The following is a 17,466-nucleotide window of genomic DNA, read 5'->3' on the forward strand; positions in this document are numbered from 1 at the left end:
TTCAGCGTCGAACACAAGATCCGGATCCGGCCCTATTTCTGTGGGAGCCGCCTGGGTGGCGAATGCAGTTGACCAGTCAACCAGAATCTCTCGCAGGGGATGCGTATCACCGCATCTGAAGCATCACGCCAACCGCTGCGTCACCCGAATCACCTGCCGCGCAATGTACGCGCCGGTCACGATCACGCCGAACAGACGCAGGGTCTGCATGGCCAGGACGAAGCCGACATCGGAGTGGGTGTCGATGGCGATGATCGCCATGGCGTCCAGACCACCGGGGCTGGTGGCCAGGTACACCGAGAGGAAATCCTTGCCCATCATTTCGGCGATGACCCAGGCAGAGAGGGCGCAGAGCACGATCAGGATCAGCGCGCTGCAAATCATCGCGGGCAGGCGCCGCCACACGTAGTTGATCGTTGCCCGGTCGAAGCGCAGGCCGATGTAGCTGCCGATGGCGCCATAGGCAATCGCCAGCAACCAGGTCGGCATGACGATCTGCAACACGCCACTGAGCTGCAATGCGCCGCCCAGAATCAGTGGTACCAGCAATGCACCCGCAGGCACTTTATTACCAAGGGTCACACCGACCACGATCACCAGCAGGCTCAGCCCCAGATGCAGCAGGTTCACGCCTTGCAGCAGCGCATCGGTGCTGTGAGCGTCGGTGCCTCCGGCGTCAGCGCCGATCAGGCGGCTGACCAGTGCTCCGACCATCACCACGCACACCACGCGCACGTACTGCATGGTCGCCACCACGCGGGAATCCGCACCGTAATCCTCGGACATGGCCACCATCGCCGATGCTGCGCCGGGTGAGGTGCCCCAGGCAGCCGTGCTGCTTTGAATCCCGCCCCAGCGCGCCAGGCCGATCCCGACCACCGCACTCAGCACGACGGTCAGTAAGGTCGCGAACACCATCACATGCCAGGACTGCATCGCCGTGAGCAGCACACCCATCGTCATCGAGTGGGCCACCAGCACACCAACCGCGCCTTGACCCAGGCGAAACACATGCTTGTTGAGACGGATCGAGGCACCGGACACGCCAAAGGCGATCGCCACCAGCATCGGCCCGAGAAACAGCGCAGCGGGGACGTGAAAGAATTTGAACAGCTGACCGGCGCTACCGGCCAGCAGGATTAACAGACACCATTGCAGCAGCGGGTGAAGGCTGTCGAGGGAAAACGAAGCGGGGTGTGCCGAGGTGTTGCGAGACAAGGAGGATCTCCAGAGCATGGGCGGTTTCCTGATGGAGTGCGGTCCAATGGCGGAAATTATCGACAGCTGAATCGATCAAGTCTATTTTCTAATAATCATGAATTGATAACTTTGGTTGATATATGGACCTGCGTGACCTGACCTATTTCGACACCATCGCCGAACTGGGTCATCTGGGCCGTGCCGCTGAAAAGCTCAATCGCAGCCAGCCTGCGCTGACCAAGAGCATTCAGCGCCTGGAAGAGTCGTTCGGCACCAAACTGTTTCAGCGCGACGGGCGCCGGATCAAGCTCACCCCGGTGGGAGAGTTGTTGCAGGCGCGGGGCAGGATGCTGCAGCAGAGCATCGCCCAGACTCAGCGTGAGGTCAGGGATTTTGCCAGCGGTGCAGTGGGGGAAATTCGTCTGGGATGCGCTTCGACCATGGCCGAGTACCTGCTGCCGGAACTGACCAATGCGCTGCTCAAACGGGCGCCCGACATCACCTTGAAACTGGTGATTGGCCAGGACGACATGCTTCGTGAACAACTGCGTTCCGGGCACTTGGACATGATCATCTGTGCGCAGCGGGGCGTTGAAGACGAATTCAACGCGCACCCGATCCTCACCGACGAAGCGGTGGTGATCGCCAGCCGCAATCACCCGATTTTCAACGCGCCATTTCAGATGAGCGACCTGTGCAACTATCGCTGGGTGTTGCCGCCGCCAGGGGTGTCGTCGCGCATCTGGGTCGACGAAGCCTTCGCCCGCCACAATTTGCCGCTGCCGGTGGTGCAGATCGAGGCCAACTCCATTTCCCTGCTGCCTAGATTGATCGCCCAGACCAGCCTGCTCAGCTTCATCGCCCGGGAAACGCTGGAATATGGCAAGAACATGCAATATCTGCGGGAAGTGCCGCTGGACAATACCACCATGACGCGAACCCTTTGCGTCATCCTCCGACGCGAGGGATACCTCTCACCCGCCGCCCACGCCATGGCGCAAATGCTGCGCGACAATGGCGGCGCGTTTTTCAGTTGGGTGTGACAGCCACGGATTCTGGAGTAGCCTTGAAGTGGAATTGAATCGTTGGGAGATTGAAGCCATGCAGGTAGTGCCACACGCAGTGACTCAACATTTTTTTGCACCGCTGTTTTTGATTGAAGATGAGCAAGACCGGCATTTCGGCGGTGATCAGTCGCCGCTCAATGACTCCGACGCTGACGAAGAGACCGATCCGGGAGAGCTGGACCTGGCGGATCTGGGGCTGGATGAATTTGCCGATGCGGACAAGCTGGATATTGGCTCGGCGACGTTGGGATAGTGGTGGTTGAACAGTCTTTTTCGCCACCAAGGCGGCTCCCACAGATTCGGCGTGGAACGAAAAATCTGGATTCGGCGCAATCACCGTGGGAGCCAGCCACCATGGGGCCTCTCGCAAGCCCTGAACGTCCCAACCCCGTGCGCCCACGCCCCAGCTTTGTTAAATTCCCTCCCGGCCCATCCTGCTCTTGGGACGTGCCCGACCCCCTGCGTTGACCTCGGAACTCTCCATGCCCAAAAAACCGGGCCGGTCGGCTGACCCTGTGTCGTCGTCCGAGCCGAAAAAAGCTGCCAGTCTGACCCTGATCGATGTCGCCAAAGTCGCCGGTGTGTCGCCGATGACGGTGTCGCGGGCCTTGAGTCGCCCGGATTTGGTGAGCGAGAACACCCGCGAAAAAGTCCGTGAAGCGGTGCGCAAGACCGGCTATGTGCCGAACATGCTGGCGGGCAGTCTGGCGAGCAACAAGAGCCGATTGGTGGCGATCTTTCTGCCAACGATCGCCAACTCGATCTTCGCCGACACGGTGCAGGCGCTGATGGACCGCCTGACCCAGGCGGGTTATCAGACGTTGCTGGGCTTGACCGGTTACGACGCCGAGCAGGAAGAAAAGCTGCTGGAGGCCGTGCTGGGGCGTCGTCCTGACGGCATCGTCTTGACCGGTACGTTGCACACTGAATCCAGCCGCACACGTCTGGCTCAGGCCGGGATTCCAGTGGTCGAAGCGTGGGACTTGAGTGAAGACCCCATCGACATGCTGGTGGGGTTCTCCCACGAAAAGGTCGGAGAAGAAACCGCGCGGCATCTGTTGAACAAAGGCTATAAGCGTTTTTCCGTAGTGACCATCAGCGACCCTCGGGGCTTGCGTCGTTGCCACAGCCTGATCGCTGAATTGAAGCGGCACGGCATCGACGACGTGCCGATGGAAGTCCTCGCGCCGCCCGCCACCCTGCAGGTCGGGCGGGAAGGGCTGGCGGGTTTGCTGGACCGCGGTGTTGCCACCGATGTGGTGGTCTGCAGTTCGGACACCGTGGCCCAAGGCGTGCTGGCCGAAGCGGCGAGTCGTGGCCTGCGGGTGCCGGAAGATCTGGCGGTCATGGGCTTTGGTGATCTGAGCAGTGCCGCGCAGGTGCATCCGGCGCTGTCCACGGTGCGCGTGGACGGTAATCGCATTGGTTTGCAGGTCGCTCAGGCCTTGCTGGATCGCTTTCAGGAACACAGCTCCAGCGCCCAACCCGTACGCCTCGACACCGGCTTCACCCTGATCGACCGCGCCAGTACCTGACCCTCTGCGTCCGTTCTATGTGACCCCCTTCCAACCTGGCGCCGCTCCCACAGGGGAGAGGTGTTTGCCGCACGAACCGACAAACGCGGTATTGAATGATTGCGCAATCAGTGTAGTATTTTCGCCAAAGGCAGACGTTCAACCAGCGCAGTGCCTTTTTTATTGAGTTTCAATGATTGCGCAATCATAACGATTTCAGTGCGTAAATCAGGGCCAGGCCAACACAGCACCCGTGCTACATCACAACAAGGAAAATAACAGTGATCCCCACACCACAGGTCCCGGCGAAGACCCACGTTCGCTATCTCATCCTCGCGATGATCTTCATCGTGACCGTGTTCAACTACGTCGACCGCGCCACGCTGTCGATTGCCGCACCGGCGATGCGTCATGACCTGGGCTTCGATGCGATCACCATGGGCATCGCCTTTTCTGCCTTTGGCTGGGCCTACACCAGCATGCAGATTCCGGGTGGCATCGTGCTCGACCGCTTCGGTTCGCGGCTGGTGCTGGGCATGAGCCTGATCATCTGGTCGGCATTGACCTACCTGCAGGGCTACGTCGACCTGTTCAGCTCGGCGTTCGTCGTGCTGTTCGTATTGCGCTTCCTGATGGGCGTAGCCGAATCACCAGCCTTTCCGGCCAACAACCGCCTGACCGTGATGTGGTTTCCCCGTCATGAACGCGGGTTGGCCACGGCGATTTTCCAGTCGGCGCAGTACTTCGCGTTGGCCGCCTTCACCCCGTTGATGGTGCTGTTGCTCAACAGCTTTGGCTGGCAACACGTGTTCTTCTGGACCGGCGGGGCAGGCATTCTGATCGGCCTGCTGTGGTTCAAGCTGGTTCATGAACCGCGCAAAGACAAACGCGCCAATCAGGCCGAAATCGACTACATCGAAGCGGGCGGCGGTCTGCCGAACATGGGGGATGTGAAGACCCCGTTCAGTTGGACGCGCGTCAAAGCCATTGGCGGCAATCGCATGATGCTGGGCGTCTATCTGGGCCAGTTCTGCCTGACCTCCATCACCTGGTTTTTCCTGACCTGGTTCCCGACCTACCTGATCGAAGCCAAGGGCATGACCATGCTCAAGGTCGGCCTGGTGGCGGCCATTCCACCGATTGCCGGCTGCCTGGGCGGGATGATCGGTGGTGTGTGGTCCGACTGGATGCTGAAGAAAGGCTACAGCCTCACCGCGTCGCGCAAGACCCCGATCATCTGCGGCCTGCTGCTCTCCAGCACCATCGTCATCGCCAACTACACCCAGTCGATCCTCGTGGTGATCGGCGTGATGTCCCTGGCGTTCTTCGCCAAAGGCATCGGCAACCTGGGTTGGTGCATCGTCGGTGATGTGTCGCCCAAACGCGCGATGGGCATCAGCGGGGCGATGTTCAACTTCTGCGGCAACATCGCCAGCATCGTGACGCCGATTGCCATCGGTGTACTGGTCAATCAACTCGGATCGTTCGACTCCGCACTGATGTACGTGGCCGCCATGGGCCTGCTCGGCGCCTTCGCCTATCTGGTGATCGTCGGTCCCCTGAACCGCCTTGAAATCGATGACCTGGAAGACAGCCCTGCGCCCGATACGGCATCCAGCAAGGCCAATAGCGATCTGTCCGGGCAACGCGCCTGATTGTTCAACCCCCTATAAGCATTCGCCCTACAAAAATTCGAAAGGAGAGTCCCATGTCTGTTCAAGCCCACGTTAAATCCGCCGACGATGACCGTATTGCCTGGGTCAAGGTGTCCTCGGTGTTTCTGCCGCTGGCCAACCCGATCAGCGACGCCAAGGTGCTGACCGGTCGCCAGAAACCCATGACCGAAATCGCCATTTTGGTGGCCGAAATCGAAACCACCGAGGGCCATCGTGGCCTCGGTTTCAGCTACTCGAAACGCGCCGGTGGCCCCGGTCAGTTCGCCCACGCCAAGGAAATCGCCCCGGCGCTGATCGGTGAGAACCCCAGCGACATCGCCAAGCTGTGGACCAAGCTTTGCTGGGCCGGGGCGTCTGTGGGACGCAGCGGTTTGTCGACCCAGGCCATCGGCGCCTTCGACGTCGCGCTGTGGGACCTCAAAGCCAAGCGCGCCAACCTGTCACTGGCTCGCCTGTTGGGCGCGCATCGTGATTCGGTGCGTTGCTACAACACCTCGGGTGGCTTCCTGCACACGCCGCTGGAGCAACTGCTGCACAACACTGACATGTCGCGGGAAAAGGGCATTGGCGGGATCAAACTCAAGGTCGGCCAGCCGGACTGCGCCATCGACCTGCACCGCGTGGCCACGGTGCGCAAGCACTTGGGCGACGACTTCCCGCTGATGGTCGACGCCAACCAGCAATGGGACCGCTCGACCGCCCAGCGCATGTGCCGCCGCTTCGAGGAGTTCAACCTGATCTGGATCGAAGAGCCGCTGGACTGCTACGACGCTGAAGGCCATGCGGCACTGACGCAGCAATTCGACACGCCCATTGCCACCGGGGAAATGCTCACCAGCGTGGCCGAGCACGCCGAGTTCATCAAACTGCGTGGTGCGGATTTCCTGATGCCGGACGCCCCTCGCGTGGGCGGCATTACCCCGTACCTGAAAGTGGCGGGCATGGCCGAGCAGGCTGGTTTGATGCTCGCACCGCACTTCGCCATGGAGCTGCACGTTCACTTGGCGGCGGCTTATCCGACCGAGCCATGGGTCGAGCATTTCGAGTGGATGGAGCCGCTGTTCAACGAGCGTCTGGAAACCCGCGACGGCCGCATGCTGGTGCCGACCCGTCCGGGCCTCGGTTTGTCCCTGAGTGAGCAGACCCGCGCCTGGACCGCGCAGATCGTCGAGGTCGGTTCACGCCCCTGATTTACCCGTCAAACAGCGTCTGTACATGACCGGGAGCGCTTCGTGTGAAGCGCTCTTGCTGGCCGATCTATAAAAACAAAATGAGGGCTTTCATGTGGAACATTCCAACACCGCCAGTGCCGCCGATCCGGCTGCCGCTGCTGCAACCGCCGTGCGCAGCAAAGTGCGTTACGGCATTCTGGCGATGCTGTTCATCGTCACCGCGATCAACGTCGGCGACCGTGCCACGTTGTCCATCACAGGCTCTGCACTGACCGAAGTGCTGGGCATCAACTCCGTCACGCTGGGCTATATGTTTTCCGCGTTCGCCTGGGCGTACGTGCTGGGTCAGTTGCCCGGTGGCTGGCTGCTGGACAAGTTCGGCTCTGTGCGCGTTTATGGCCTGTCGCTGTTTCTCTGGTCCACGATCACCGTGGCGCAGGGCATGATCGGTTTCTTCTCGGTGCCGGTGGCCATTGGCACCTTGTTCGTGCTGCGCTTTTTGTTGGGGCTGATCGAGGCGCCGGTGTACCCGGCCAACAGCCGCATCGTCGCCGCATGGTTTCCGTTGCAGGAGCGGGGGCTGGCGACGGTCATTTTCAACTCGTCGATGTACATGTCGGTGGTGCTGTTGGCGCCTGCCATGGGCTTCATCGCCCATCGCTACGGCTGGGAACACGTGTACTGGTTCATGGGTGGGCTGGGGATTGTGGTCAGTCTGGTCTGGTTCAAGTACGTGAAAACGCCGACTGAACACCCGCTGGTCAACCGTGCCGAGCTTGAGCATCTGCGTGAAGGCGGCGCTCAGGTGGACATGGACAAGCCCAAGGAAAAGGGCGGATTCGTGCCACGTTTCTCGGACCTGAAGGTGCTGCTGAAAAGCCCGATGATGTGGTCGATTTATCTGGGCAAATACTGCGACACCTCATTGCAGTATTTCTTCCTGACGTGGTTTCCGGTGTACCTGGTCAAAGGCCGTGGTTTGAACATCATGGAAGCGGGGGCCATCGCTGCGATTCCCGGTATCTGCGGCTTGCTCGGCGCGCTGTGTGGCGGCGCGGTGTGCGATTACCTGATTCGCAAGGGCTTCTCGCTGTCGGTGGCGCGCAAGATTCCGCTGGTGTGCGGCATGACCATGGGCGCCACACTGGTGTTCTGCAACTTCACCGAGTCGATGTGGATCGTGACGATTCTGATGTCGCTGGCGATCTTCGGCAAAGGTGTGGTGGCGGTGGACTGGACACTGGTGTCGGACACCTCGCCCAAGGAAATCACCGGCATGGCGGGCGGGCTGTTCAACATGTTCGGCAACCTGTCGGGCATCTTCACCCCGATCGTGATCGGCTACATCGTGCAGTCCACCGGCTCGTTCTCCGGGGCGATGTATGTGGTGGCAGCGCATGCGTTAGTGGGGGCGTTGGCGTTTTTGAGCATGGGCAGCCTCAAACGTTTGGAGTTGCAGCGTAAGGTCGCCTGACGAGCGCATTTTCTGTGGGGGCCGGCTTGCTGCGGGCGGCTCCCACACAGTAAGGCGTCGAGACAAATGTATTCGCTACGACGTGATCGCCGCGCTGCGCCACTGCTTCGGGCTGATACCAAACCAGCGCTTGAACGCACGGGAGAAGGCGCTGGTTTCGGAATACCCGAGCATGGAGGCGAGCTGGGTAACACTGAGGTTCTGTTGCTTGAGATGAGCGAGGGCGGTTTCCTGGCGGATCTGATCCACCAACTGCGTAAAGCTCAGGCCCTGATCACGCAGTTTGCGTTGCAACGCCCATTCGGAAAGGCCCAGGTTGTGGGCAATCTCGTCGAGGGCAGGTTCGCCCAAGTGCAAGGTCGCAAGGATGGTCTGGCGGGCGCGCTCCAGCAGGCTGGTTTCAAGGCCGCTGTTGTCGCCGAGCTGGCGAATGGCGTCCTTGATCAGCATCAGCAGAATCGGGTCGCTGCCGGGCATGACCTTGCCGACCACCTCGCGCTTGGGGATCAACAGCGAATTGCAGCCTTGAGCGAATTGCACGTCGGCCTGAAACGCATCGCGGTGTTCGTGCCAGTCCAGCGGTCTGGCGTGTTCGAACGCGACTTGCCGAGGCGCCCAGTCTGCCCCCAGCACGTGACGCACCAGGTTCATCGCCATGCCCATGGTCAGTTCGGCGTCCTGTCGACGTTCGTTGATCGCGCCATGACGCACCTGATAATCGAAGCGGTAACACTCACCTTGATCCACCAGCTCGATCAGCGTGCTGTGCTGGTGGAAGGGAAAGGCTTCGGAAAAGTTGATCAGCGCGTCTTCCAGCGTAGGCGAACACAGGCCGATGTAGCCCAACAGGCCCAACGCTTTGGGCTGGAATTGCTGGCCATAGCGCAGGCCGAAATTGTCGCAGCCGGTTTGCCGCGCGGCTTCTTCCAATACCTTGCAGTAGTTGGTCAGCGGCAGGCTGAGGGTGGGGTGGAGCAGTTGTTCAGGATCGATGCCCGAACGGCCGAAGACCCGATCCAGGTCGCCACCGTGTTGCACGATGAACCCGTCCAGACCGTTGGCAGCAGCCGACAACACGCCGCGATTGCTGGCGGCGGGGGTGTTGGGCGCGGCGGTGGGGATGAGGGTCTGGAACATCGGATTGAACGGTCTTCAGCGTGCGTATGAATTTTTTTCAAGCAAATGTCATACCTTGTTACGGATTTACAGGCCGAACGGGGTTCATTGTAGGAGCGTGGCTTGTCCCGCGATCGGCGACGCAGTCGTCGTAAACCCGACTGGCGCGGTGGGTCTGAAGGAACGCATGTACCAAGTTTACGACTGCTTCGCAGCCGATCGCGGGCAAGCCACGCTCCTACAGGTTTTGTGCGGCGCCTTGAATTGCTACCCGTCAACTCACCTCGCTGTGTAGTCAGGTGTCAAATATGACCCGCAATAAAGCACCGCACCCTTGTCATGCGCCGCCATGGCGCACCCCGGAAAAATACCCGGAAAACTTGACCGCACACGACAACCCGCGCTTTTTACGGTCAAGCCTTGGCCGCAACGCTGTGGCTATTCTCGCTGTCAGGCAAATACCGTCGCTTGGCTACCGGGGTGCACACTCATGACTGCTTCAACACTGAAACCAACATTGGGAACCCTGCATTTGTGGGGGCTGGCCGTGGGGCTGGTGATCTCCGGCGAATACTTCGGCTGGAGTTACGGCTGGGGCACCGCAGGGACTTTGGGCTTTCTGGTGACCACGCTGATGGTCGCTGTGATGTACACCTGCTTCATTTTCAGCTTCACCGAGCTGACCACTGCCATCCCTAACGCGGGTGGCCCGTTCGCTTACAGCCTGCGTGCCTTCGGCCCTGCTGGCGGGATGATCGCGGGCCTGGCCACGCTGATCGAATTCGTCTTCGCGCCACCGGCCATCGCCATGGCCATCGGCGCGTACCTGAACGTGCAATACCCGTCGCTGGACCCGAAAGTCGCGGCCATCGGTGCCTACTTCGTGTTCATGACCCTGAACATTCTGGGGGTCAGCATCGCCGCCACCTTCGAACTGGTCGTGACCGTACTGGCCGTGGCTGAACTGCTGGTGTTCATGGGCGTCGTGGCGCCAGGCTTCAGCTTCAGCAATTTCGTGCTGGGCGGCTGGGCCGGTTCCGACACCTTCAGCCTGCCTGCGATCAGCGGCATCTTCGCGGCGATTCCGTTTGCCATCTGGTTCTTCCTCGCCATCGAAGGCGCCGCCATGGCGGCAGAAGAGGCCAAAGACCCAAAACGCACCATCCCGCGTGCTTACGTGGCAGGCATTCTGACCCTCGTTGCGCTGGCCATTGGCGTGATGATCTTTGCCGGTGGTGTGGGCGACTGGCGCGCGCTGTCGAACATCAACGACCCGCTGCCACAGGCGATGAAAGCGGTGGTCGGCAACAATTCCAACTGGATGCACATGCTGGTGTGGATCGGCCTGTTCGGTCTGGTGGCCAGTTTCCACGGCATCATCCTGGGCTACTCCCGTCAGTTCTTCGCGCTGGCCCGCGCCGGCTTCCTGCCGCCAAGCCTGGCCAAACTGTCGCGCTTCCAGACCCCGCACCGCGCGATCATTGCCGGTGGCGTGATCGGCATCATCGCGATCCTCAGCGACGGCGTAGTCAACCTGCAAGGCATGACCCTGACCGCCGCGATGATCACCATGTCGGTGTTTGGCGCTATCGTCATGTACATCATCAGCATGCTGAGCCTGTTCAAACTGCGTCGCAGCGAGCCGAACCTGGACCGCAGCTTTCGTGCACCGGGTTACCCGATCGTGCCGGGCATCGCGCTGGTGCTGGCGGTGGTCTGTCTGGTGGCGATGGTCTGGTTCAACCTGGTCATCTGCGGCATCTTCATTTGCCTGATGGCGCTGGGTGCGCTGTTCTGTAAAGTGGTTCGCAGTCGCGGTCCGGTTGTTGCAGTCGCAGGTTAAGTATCTGGATTCAGAGAGAGGAGAGGGCGATGAGTTTTTCCCACAGCATCGGTGGCATGGTCTGGCGCTTCGACAGCCTGCGGGAACTCATGGCCAAGGCCAGTCCTGCGCGCTCCGGCGACTTCCTCGCCGAAGTCGCAGCCACCAGCGACGCCGAACGTGCGGCAGCGCAGATGGCCTTGGCCGAGGTGCCGCTCAAGCGTTTTCTCAATGAAGCGCTGATTCCTTACGAGCAGGACGAAGTCACCCGCTTGATCGTGGACAGCCACGACCAGGCGGCCTTTGCCCCGGTCAGTCACCTGACCGTCGGCGGGTTTCGCGACTGGCTGTTGGGCGACGACGCCACCGAGGCCAGCCTCAAGGCGCTGGCGCCGGGGCTGACCCCGGAAATGGCGGCAGCGGTGTCGAAGATCATGCGCGTGCAGGATCTGGTGCTGGTGTCGCAGAAGATTCGCGTGGTCACGCGCTTTCGCAATACCGTGGGCCTGCGCGGGCGGATGTCGACCCGCTTGCAGCCCAACCATCCGACCGACGATCCGGCGGGCATTGCCGCCAGCGTCCTCGATGGCCTGCTGTACGGCAACGGCGATGCCATGATCGGCATCAACCCGGCCACCGACAGCATCAGCGCCATCAGCGAACTGCTGAAAATGCTCGACGGCGTGATCCGTCACTACGAGATTCCCACCCAGTCCTGCGTGCTGACCCACGTCACTTCGTCGGTGGCGGCCATCGAGAAGGGCGTACCGCTGGACCTGGTGTTTCAATCCATTGCAGGCACTGAAGCGGCCAACAGCAGCTTCGGCATCAGCCTGGAGATTCTGCGCGAGGGTTACGAAGCGGGCTTGAGCCTCAAGCGCGGGACCCTCGGCAATAACCTGATGTACTTCGAGACCGGGCAAGGCAGTGCGCTGTCGGCCAACGCCAACCATGGCGTCGACCAGCAAACCTGCGAAGCCCGCGCCTACGCCGTGGCGCGGCATTTCAATCCGTTTCTGGTCAACACCGTGGTCGGTTTCATCGGCCCGGAATACCTGTACAACGGCAAGCAGATCATCCGCGCCGGGTTGGAAGATCACTTCTGCGGCAAGCTGCTGGGCGTGCCCATGGGCTGCGATATCTGCTACACCAACCACGCCGAAGCCGATCAGGACGACATGGACATGCTGCTGACCCTGCTCGGGGTCGCGGGCATCAATTTCATCATGGGCATTCCCGGCTCCGACGACGTGATGCTCAACTACCAGACCACCTCGTTCCACGATGCCTTGTATGCGCGCAAAACCATCGGTTTGCGCCCTGCGCCGGAGTTCGAGGCGTGGCTGACGCGCATGGACATCCTGCGTCAGGACGACGGCGGCGTGCGGCTGGGGCAGGGCGTGCCCCCGCTGTTCCGCAAAGCCTTGGCGCAATTGAACTAGCTGTAGAGAAGAAGAGACTGGCCATGAGTGATGACCACAACAACTCACCGGCCCAGGCTGATGCCTGGCGTCAACTGCGCTCGCTGACCTCGGCGCGGATTGCGCTGGGTCATGCGGGCACCAGCCTGCCGACCGCCGCGCAACTGGACTTCCAGTTCGCCCACGCTCAGGCCCGTGATGCCGTGCATTTGCCGTTCGATCACGCTGCGTTGAGTGAGCAATTGCAGGCGCGCCAGCGGGAAAGCCTGACCGTTCACAGCTCGGCGCCGGATCGCAACATCTACCTGCAACGGCCTGATCTGGGGCGGCGGTTGTCGGCGGAATCCGTCGAGCAACTGCGCGACTATTCTGCGACCCATTCCGAGGGTTTCGACCTGGCCGTGGTGGTCGCGGACGGCTTGTCGTCGTTGGCCGTGACGCGCCACAGCCCGGCGATGCTGGAACGGATTGACCAATTGGCTGCCGCTGAGGGATGGGGTGTGTCGCCCGTGGTGCTGGTGCAGCAGGGCCGCGTGGCGGTGGCCGATGAAGTGGCTGAACTGCTCAAGGCGCGGATGGTGGTGATCCTCATTGGCGAGCGACCCGGCCTCAGCTCGCCTGACAGCCTGGGGCTGTACTTCACCTACGCGCCGCGCGTGGGGTTGAACGATGCGGCGCGCAACTGCATTTCCAACGTGCGCCTTGAAGGCATGAGTTATGCCATGGCTTCGCACAAGTTGCTGTATCTCATGCGCGAGGCGTGTCGTCGGCAGTTGTCCGGGGTGAACCTGAAGGATGAGGCCCACGTTCCGGTGCTGGAGGCGGGGGAAGAAGCCCGGCCAGGGAATTTCCTGATTGGCAGTTAAATCACGACGCAGGTTTCGCGTCCGACCGGATCTGGCGTTCAGCGGCAATGCTTCTGTGACGTAACGGGACAGGTTTCGGCACAGGAGCGACGCGGCGCCAGAATGACCCTTACGGCGCAGGCGGTGCCGAACAGAATCAGGGTTAAACCGAGGGCTTCAGCCAGGCTCGGCAAGCGACCATGAAAGGCCAGGCCCAGGACCGTGGCGAAGAAGGCTTCCAGCGCGATCAACTGTCCGGAGAGGACCATGGGTAGACGGCGCGAGGCGAGGTTCCAGGCCCAGGCGCCGATCACGGACGACATCAGCGCGATCAGCAACGCCCAGCCATAAAGACGCAGCGCGCCGGGATTGGCGATGCCCAGCGTCGGCAGCCGCAGCCAGTCAGCCGCCCACGCCAGCGGGGCGAGCAGCAGGGCGCACAGTCCGGCGCCGATCATCATCAGGCAGGTCCAGGCACTGGTCGCTCCGGTGTGCAGGTGTTCCATGGCGGCCTGGTTGATCACGCTGAAGGACAGCCACAACACCACCGCGCCGAAGGAAAAGGCCAGGCCGATGCCAAGGGACGTTGCACCGGAGGGGGCGCGCAGCACGTGAAGGTTGATCATCACCAGCCCCAGGCACAGTGCGCCGATGGGCAGGGCCAGTTGCCCCCAGCGCAGCGAGCGGTGTTGAGCGTTGCCCAACAAGGCCTGCAACACTGGCACGGCGCCGATGAAGGCAGCAATCAGCAACGGCCCGCCGAAGATCACGCCTCCGGCAATGCAAGCGCTGTAGGCCAGATACCCCAACACGCCGAGGCCCATGCCGGTCAGCCATTGTCGGGGGCGCAGGCCGCGCAGTTGGGCGCGATACAACGGCAGCAGCAAAAGCCCCATCAGCCCGGCCATCATGAAACGCACCAGCATGAAATCCTGAATGCTGTACTCCCCGAGCACGTAGGGCGAGATGAAATTGCAGGCCCAGCTCAAGGTCGCCAGCGTTGCGAATCCCACGCCTTGCAGGAGGGTTGAACGGGGTGAGTTCATGGGGTGTCCTGTTGCAGTGATCTGGCGGTTGGCGGATTACCTGTGGGAGCTAATTCATTCGCGATGCGGTGGTGAACCTCACACACCGGCGTCGAATGTCCCGGCCTATCGTCGTGATGCCGCCCGGAATGAATTCGCTCCCGCAGGGGGTATGTGGCTAGCCCCCGTACAGCGTCATCTTGCCGATCCTCCCACCTGTGCTACAAATGATCTCTTCGTCACGATGCATTACTGAAGATTATGAATAAGCTCGGCAAATCCCTCCCGCCACTGGCCAGTCTGCTGCCGTTCGAAGCGGCGGCTCGGCTGCTGAGTTTTTCCCGGGCAGCCGAGGAGCTTAACCTCACTCAGGCCGCCGTCAGTCGGCAGATTCGCGCGCTGGAAGAGGATTTGGGCATCGCGCTGTTTCAACGCCGTAATCGCGCGGTGTTTCTGACCGACGCCGGACGGGAGCTAAACGTTACGCTGGGTAATGCATTGCGAGACGTGGCCGGAACGGCGGATCGCCTGCGCGGCGTGGCGGGCAAGAATGAGGTGGTGTTGCTGTGTCAGCCCTGCGAGGCGTTTCACTGGCTGATGCCCCGGCTGTCGAACTTTCATCAGCAGTACCCGGAAATCGAACTGAAGATGGTCACTTGGGCCCACCCGTTAACCGACTATCAGGGGTATTTCGACGTGGCGATGCAAAGCAGCAACCGCGATCACGGCCTGCACCCGCTGTTGTTCTCTGCGGCTGATGAGGTGTTCCCGGTGTGCAGCCCGGCTTATTTGAAAGGGCAGCCAACGCCCATTTCACTGCGCGACCTGCACCGTCATACCCTGTTGCACCATGACGCACAGCCGGTTTACCAACTGGAATGGGACACCTGGCTCGCGACCTTTGGCCATGAGATGCCGCCGCAGCGCCGCAGGCTGGCCTTCGACAGCTATTCCGTGATGCTGCATGCGGCGGTCGAAGGGCATGGCCTGGCGATGGGCTGGCGACGCACCTCACAACGCATGCTCGACAGCGGCGCGTTGGTTGCGCCGTTCAGCCAGAGCGTGCATCTGGCAGAAGCCTTGTCGGTCTATCGCCGCCATGGCCAGGCGCGCCGGGAAGAGGCGCGCCTGTTGGTCGAGTGGTTGAAGGCCGAGTTACTGTAACCGGCGAATCAGGCGCCGATCATCAGATCCAGGTTCTGCACCGCCGCACCGGCTGCGCCTTTGCCCAGGTTGTCGAAGACCGCCGCCAGCATCACGTGTCCGGCGTTTTCGAAGACCATCAGGCGCAGCGTGTCAGTGTCGTTCATCACCCGTGGGTCCAGGCCGCTCAGCGCTTTGGCGGCGTCCATGGACAGGACTTCGACGAACCCGCTGTCCGCGTAATGCTGCTCCAGACAGGCGTGCAACGAAGCGCCCGTGACCCCGGCAGGCAACAGCCGCTGCTGCAACGCGGTGGTCAACACGATGCCCTGACGGAACGAGCCGTAGGCGGGAATGAACACAGGCCGCTCCGACAGGCCGCTGTATTGCTGAATTTCCGGCACATGCTTATGCGCCAGGCCCAGACCGTAGATCTGGAACGGCGTCGCCTGCGCAGCATCCGGTCCTTCGAATTCATCGACGCCTGCACGGCCTTTGCCTGAGTAACCCGAGATCGCGTTGATGCTGATCGGATAATCCCGAGGCACCAGACCCGCATCCAGCAACGGCCGCAACAGACCAATGGCACCCGTTGGGTAGCAGCCAGGGTTGGTCACCCGCTTGGCGGTGGCGATGGCGTGTTTCTGTTGCGCGCTGATCTGTGCGAAGCCATATACCCATTCTGGATCGGTGCGGTGGGCCGAGCTGGCGTCGATCACCCGTACCGCAGGGTTTTCGATACTGGCGGCAGCTTCGCGGGCAGCGTCGTCGGGCAGGCAGAGAATGGCGATATCGCAGGCGTTGATCGCCGCCGCGCGGCTCTTGGCGTTCTTGCGTTGCTCGGCAGGCAGTGTCACCAGTGTCATGTCGGTCCGGCCTTGCAGCCGTTGGTGGATTTGCAGGCCGGTGGTGCCTTGGTCGCCGTCGATGAAAACCACTGGAAGGGTCATGGTCGTTGCTCTTTTTAAAGTCGGGTTGAAAGGTTCGATGGCGACCATCATCGAACGATGGGTAAGATAGTAAAAGTTGAATTTAATAACGATCAGGATCAGGTTTTCTGAATGAGAATGAGCCATGCGTGAAATCAGTCTGGACCGCCTTCGCACGCTGGTGGCGATCGCTGATCAAGGGTCGTTTGCCGAGGCCGCGAGGGTGTTGAATCTGGCGCCGCCCACGGTGAGCCTGCACATTGCCGATCTGGAAGCGCGAGTCGGTGGCATGTTGTTGTCGCGCACCCGAGGCAGCGTGCAACCGACGGCCATTGGCGAAACCCTCGTCGAACGAGCGCGGCGGTTACTGGCCGATGCCGAACAGGCGCTGGAAGACATCGAACGCCAGGTGCAGGGGCTGGAGGGGCGAGTGCGGCTCGGCGCATCCACGGGCGTCATCGCGCAATTGATCCCTCAGGCGCTGGAGACCTTGAGTCAGGCGCATGGCGGCATCGACGTTCAAGTGGCGGTGCTGACCTCGCAACAGACGTTGCAGAAACTGGCCGACGGCAGCCTGGACATTGGCGTGATTGCCCTGCCGCAAGCGCCGGTCAAGGGGTTGCAGATCAAGCCGTGGCGAAGGGATCCGGTCATGGCGTTTCTCCCGGCGCGCTGGAGCAGCCCTGACGTGATCACCCCTGCCTGGCTGGCGGGGCAGCCGCTGATTCTGAATGACGCCACGACCCGTCTTTCGCGTCAGGTCGCAGAATGGTTCGCCAGCGAGGGGCCGCAGCCGACGCCACGCATTCAGCTCAATTACAACGATGCGATCAAGAGTCTGGTGGCGGCCGGATACGGGGCGACGCTGTTGCCCCACGAAGCGTCCACGCCGTTACCGGAAAGCCGGATTGTGATGCGTCCGGTGCAGCCTTCGCTGTGGCGCGAGTTGGGGATTGCACACCGCGCCGGGGAGGTCGAGCGTTCGACCGGGCATGTGCTGGATATTTTGTGGGGGCTTGAGGCGTTGTAACGGCGGGAATCAAGTAACGGCGGGAGCCAAGG

15 protein-coding genes are annotated in these 17,466 nt (G+C 61.5%); 11 read left to right on the forward strand and 4 right to left on the reverse strand.

Going from position 1 to position 17,466, the window contains the following annotated elements:
- Positions 1–123: 123 nt before the first annotated feature.
- Complete coding sequence (locus ACI2KB_RS08075) at positions 124–1,236, reverse strand: AbrB family transcriptional regulator (RefSeq protein ID WP_404633192.1); 1,113 nt, start codon at positions 1,234–1,236, stop codon at positions 124–126.
- A 104-nt stretch (positions 1,237–1,340) separates the two neighbouring features.
- Here ACI2KB_RS08075 and ACI2KB_RS08080 point away from each other — a divergent pair, with 104 nt between their 5' ends.
- The 6 genes from ACI2KB_RS08080 (at position 1,341) to ACI2KB_RS08105 (ending at position 8,103) form a co-directional block, all read left to right on the forward strand.
- Positions 1,341–2,243 carry a LysR family transcriptional regulator gene (locus ACI2KB_RS08080; protein WP_404633194.1) on the forward strand — a complete coding sequence of 301 codons (903 nt, stop codon included), beginning with the start codon at positions 1,341–1,343 and terminating at the stop codon, positions 2,241–2,243.
- A gap of 58 nt (positions 2,244–2,301) precedes the next feature.
- A complete protein-coding gene (locus ACI2KB_RS08085) occupies positions 2,302–2,520 on the forward strand; it encodes a hypothetical protein (RefSeq protein ID WP_404633196.1) in 219 nt (72 codons plus the stop codon).
- A 229-nt stretch (positions 2,521–2,749) separates the two neighbouring features.
- The gene (locus ACI2KB_RS08090; RefSeq protein WP_404633198.1) at positions 2,750–3,802 is read left to right on the forward strand and encodes a LacI family DNA-binding transcriptional regulator; all 1,053 of its coding nucleotides are present in this window, start codon (positions 2,750–2,752) and stop codon (positions 3,800–3,802) included.
- A 317-nt stretch (positions 3,803–4,119) separates the two neighbouring features.
- Positions 4,120–5,436, forward strand: coding sequence for an MFS transporter (locus ACI2KB_RS08095; protein WP_404633570.1), 1,317 nt, complete (start codon positions 4,120–4,122; stop codon positions 5,434–5,436).
- Between the two features lie 53 nt (positions 5,437–5,489).
- Entirely contained in the window at positions 5,490–6,647 is a 1,158-nt protein-coding gene (locus ACI2KB_RS08100) for a mandelate racemase/muconate lactonizing enzyme family protein (protein ID WP_404633200.1), read from the forward strand.
- Between the two features lie 184 nt (positions 6,648–6,831).
- Positions 6,832–8,103 (forward strand): MFS transporter, encoded by a 1,272-nt coding sequence (locus ACI2KB_RS08105; RefSeq protein WP_404633572.1) that lies wholly within the window; start codon positions 6,832–6,834, stop codon positions 8,101–8,103.
- A gap of 75 nt (positions 8,104–8,178) precedes the next feature.
- Here ACI2KB_RS08105 and ACI2KB_RS08110 read toward each other — a convergent pair whose 3' ends face one another.
- Entirely contained in the window at positions 8,179–9,240 is a 1,062-nt protein-coding gene (locus ACI2KB_RS08110; protein ID WP_404633202.1) for an AraC family transcriptional regulator, read from the reverse strand.
- Positions 9,241–9,709: 469 nt separating this feature from the next.
- On the opposite strand from ACI2KB_RS08110, the gene eat reads away from it, so the two are divergent.
- From eat to eutC, 3 genes are read left to right on the forward strand one after another with little or no spacing between them, the layout of a single operon-like run.
- Positions 9,710–11,062, forward strand: coding sequence for an ethanolamine permease (gene eat / locus ACI2KB_RS08115; RefSeq protein ID WP_404633204.1), 1,353 nt, complete (start codon positions 9,710–9,712; stop codon positions 11,060–11,062).
- Between the two features lie 29 nt (positions 11,063–11,091).
- On the forward strand, positions 11,092–12,483 hold the full coding sequence (locus ACI2KB_RS08120; RefSeq protein WP_404633206.1) for an ethanolamine ammonia-lyase subunit EutB: 1,392 nt from the start codon (positions 11,092–11,094) through the stop codon (positions 12,481–12,483).
- Positions 12,484–12,506: 23 nt separating this feature from the next.
- Positions 12,507–13,328 (forward strand): ethanolamine ammonia-lyase subunit EutC, encoded by an 822-nt coding sequence (eutC, locus tag ACI2KB_RS08125; RefSeq protein WP_404633208.1) that lies wholly within the window; start codon positions 12,507–12,509, stop codon positions 13,326–13,328.
- A 38-nt stretch (positions 13,329–13,366) separates the two neighbouring features.
- Here the strand turns inward: eutC and ACI2KB_RS08130 are convergent, their stop codons facing one another.
- A complete protein-coding gene (locus ACI2KB_RS08130; RefSeq protein WP_404633210.1) occupies positions 13,367–14,353 on the reverse strand; it encodes a DMT family transporter in 987 nt (328 codons plus the stop codon).
- Positions 14,354–14,593: 240 nt separating this feature from the next.
- On the opposite strand from ACI2KB_RS08130, the gene ACI2KB_RS08135 reads away from it, so the two are divergent.
- Complete coding sequence (locus tag ACI2KB_RS08135; RefSeq protein ID WP_404633212.1) at positions 14,594–15,496, forward strand: LysR substrate-binding domain-containing protein; 903 nt, start codon at positions 14,594–14,596, stop codon at positions 15,494–15,496.
- An 8-nt stretch (positions 15,497–15,504) separates the two neighbouring features.
- Here the strand turns inward: ACI2KB_RS08135 and argC are convergent, their stop codons facing one another.
- Positions 15,505–16,425 carry an N-acetyl-gamma-glutamyl-phosphate reductase gene (argC, locus tag ACI2KB_RS08140; RefSeq protein WP_404633214.1) on the reverse strand — a complete coding sequence of 307 codons (921 nt, stop codon included), beginning with the start codon at positions 16,423–16,425 and terminating at the stop codon, positions 15,505–15,507.
- Positions 16,426–16,549: 124 nt separating this feature from the next.
- Between argC and ACI2KB_RS08145 the strand changes: the two genes are divergently transcribed.
- A complete protein-coding gene (locus tag ACI2KB_RS08145) occupies positions 16,550–17,434 on the forward strand; it encodes a LysR family transcriptional regulator (RefSeq protein WP_404633216.1) in 885 nt (294 codons plus the stop codon).
- Positions 17,435–17,466: the final 32 nt, after the last annotated feature.

This window comes from Pseudomonas sp. NPDC088444, from assembly GCF_044900175.1.
In the GTDB taxonomy this organism is placed as follows: domain Bacteria; phylum Pseudomonadota; class Gammaproteobacteria; order Pseudomonadales; family Pseudomonadaceae; genus Aquipseudomonas.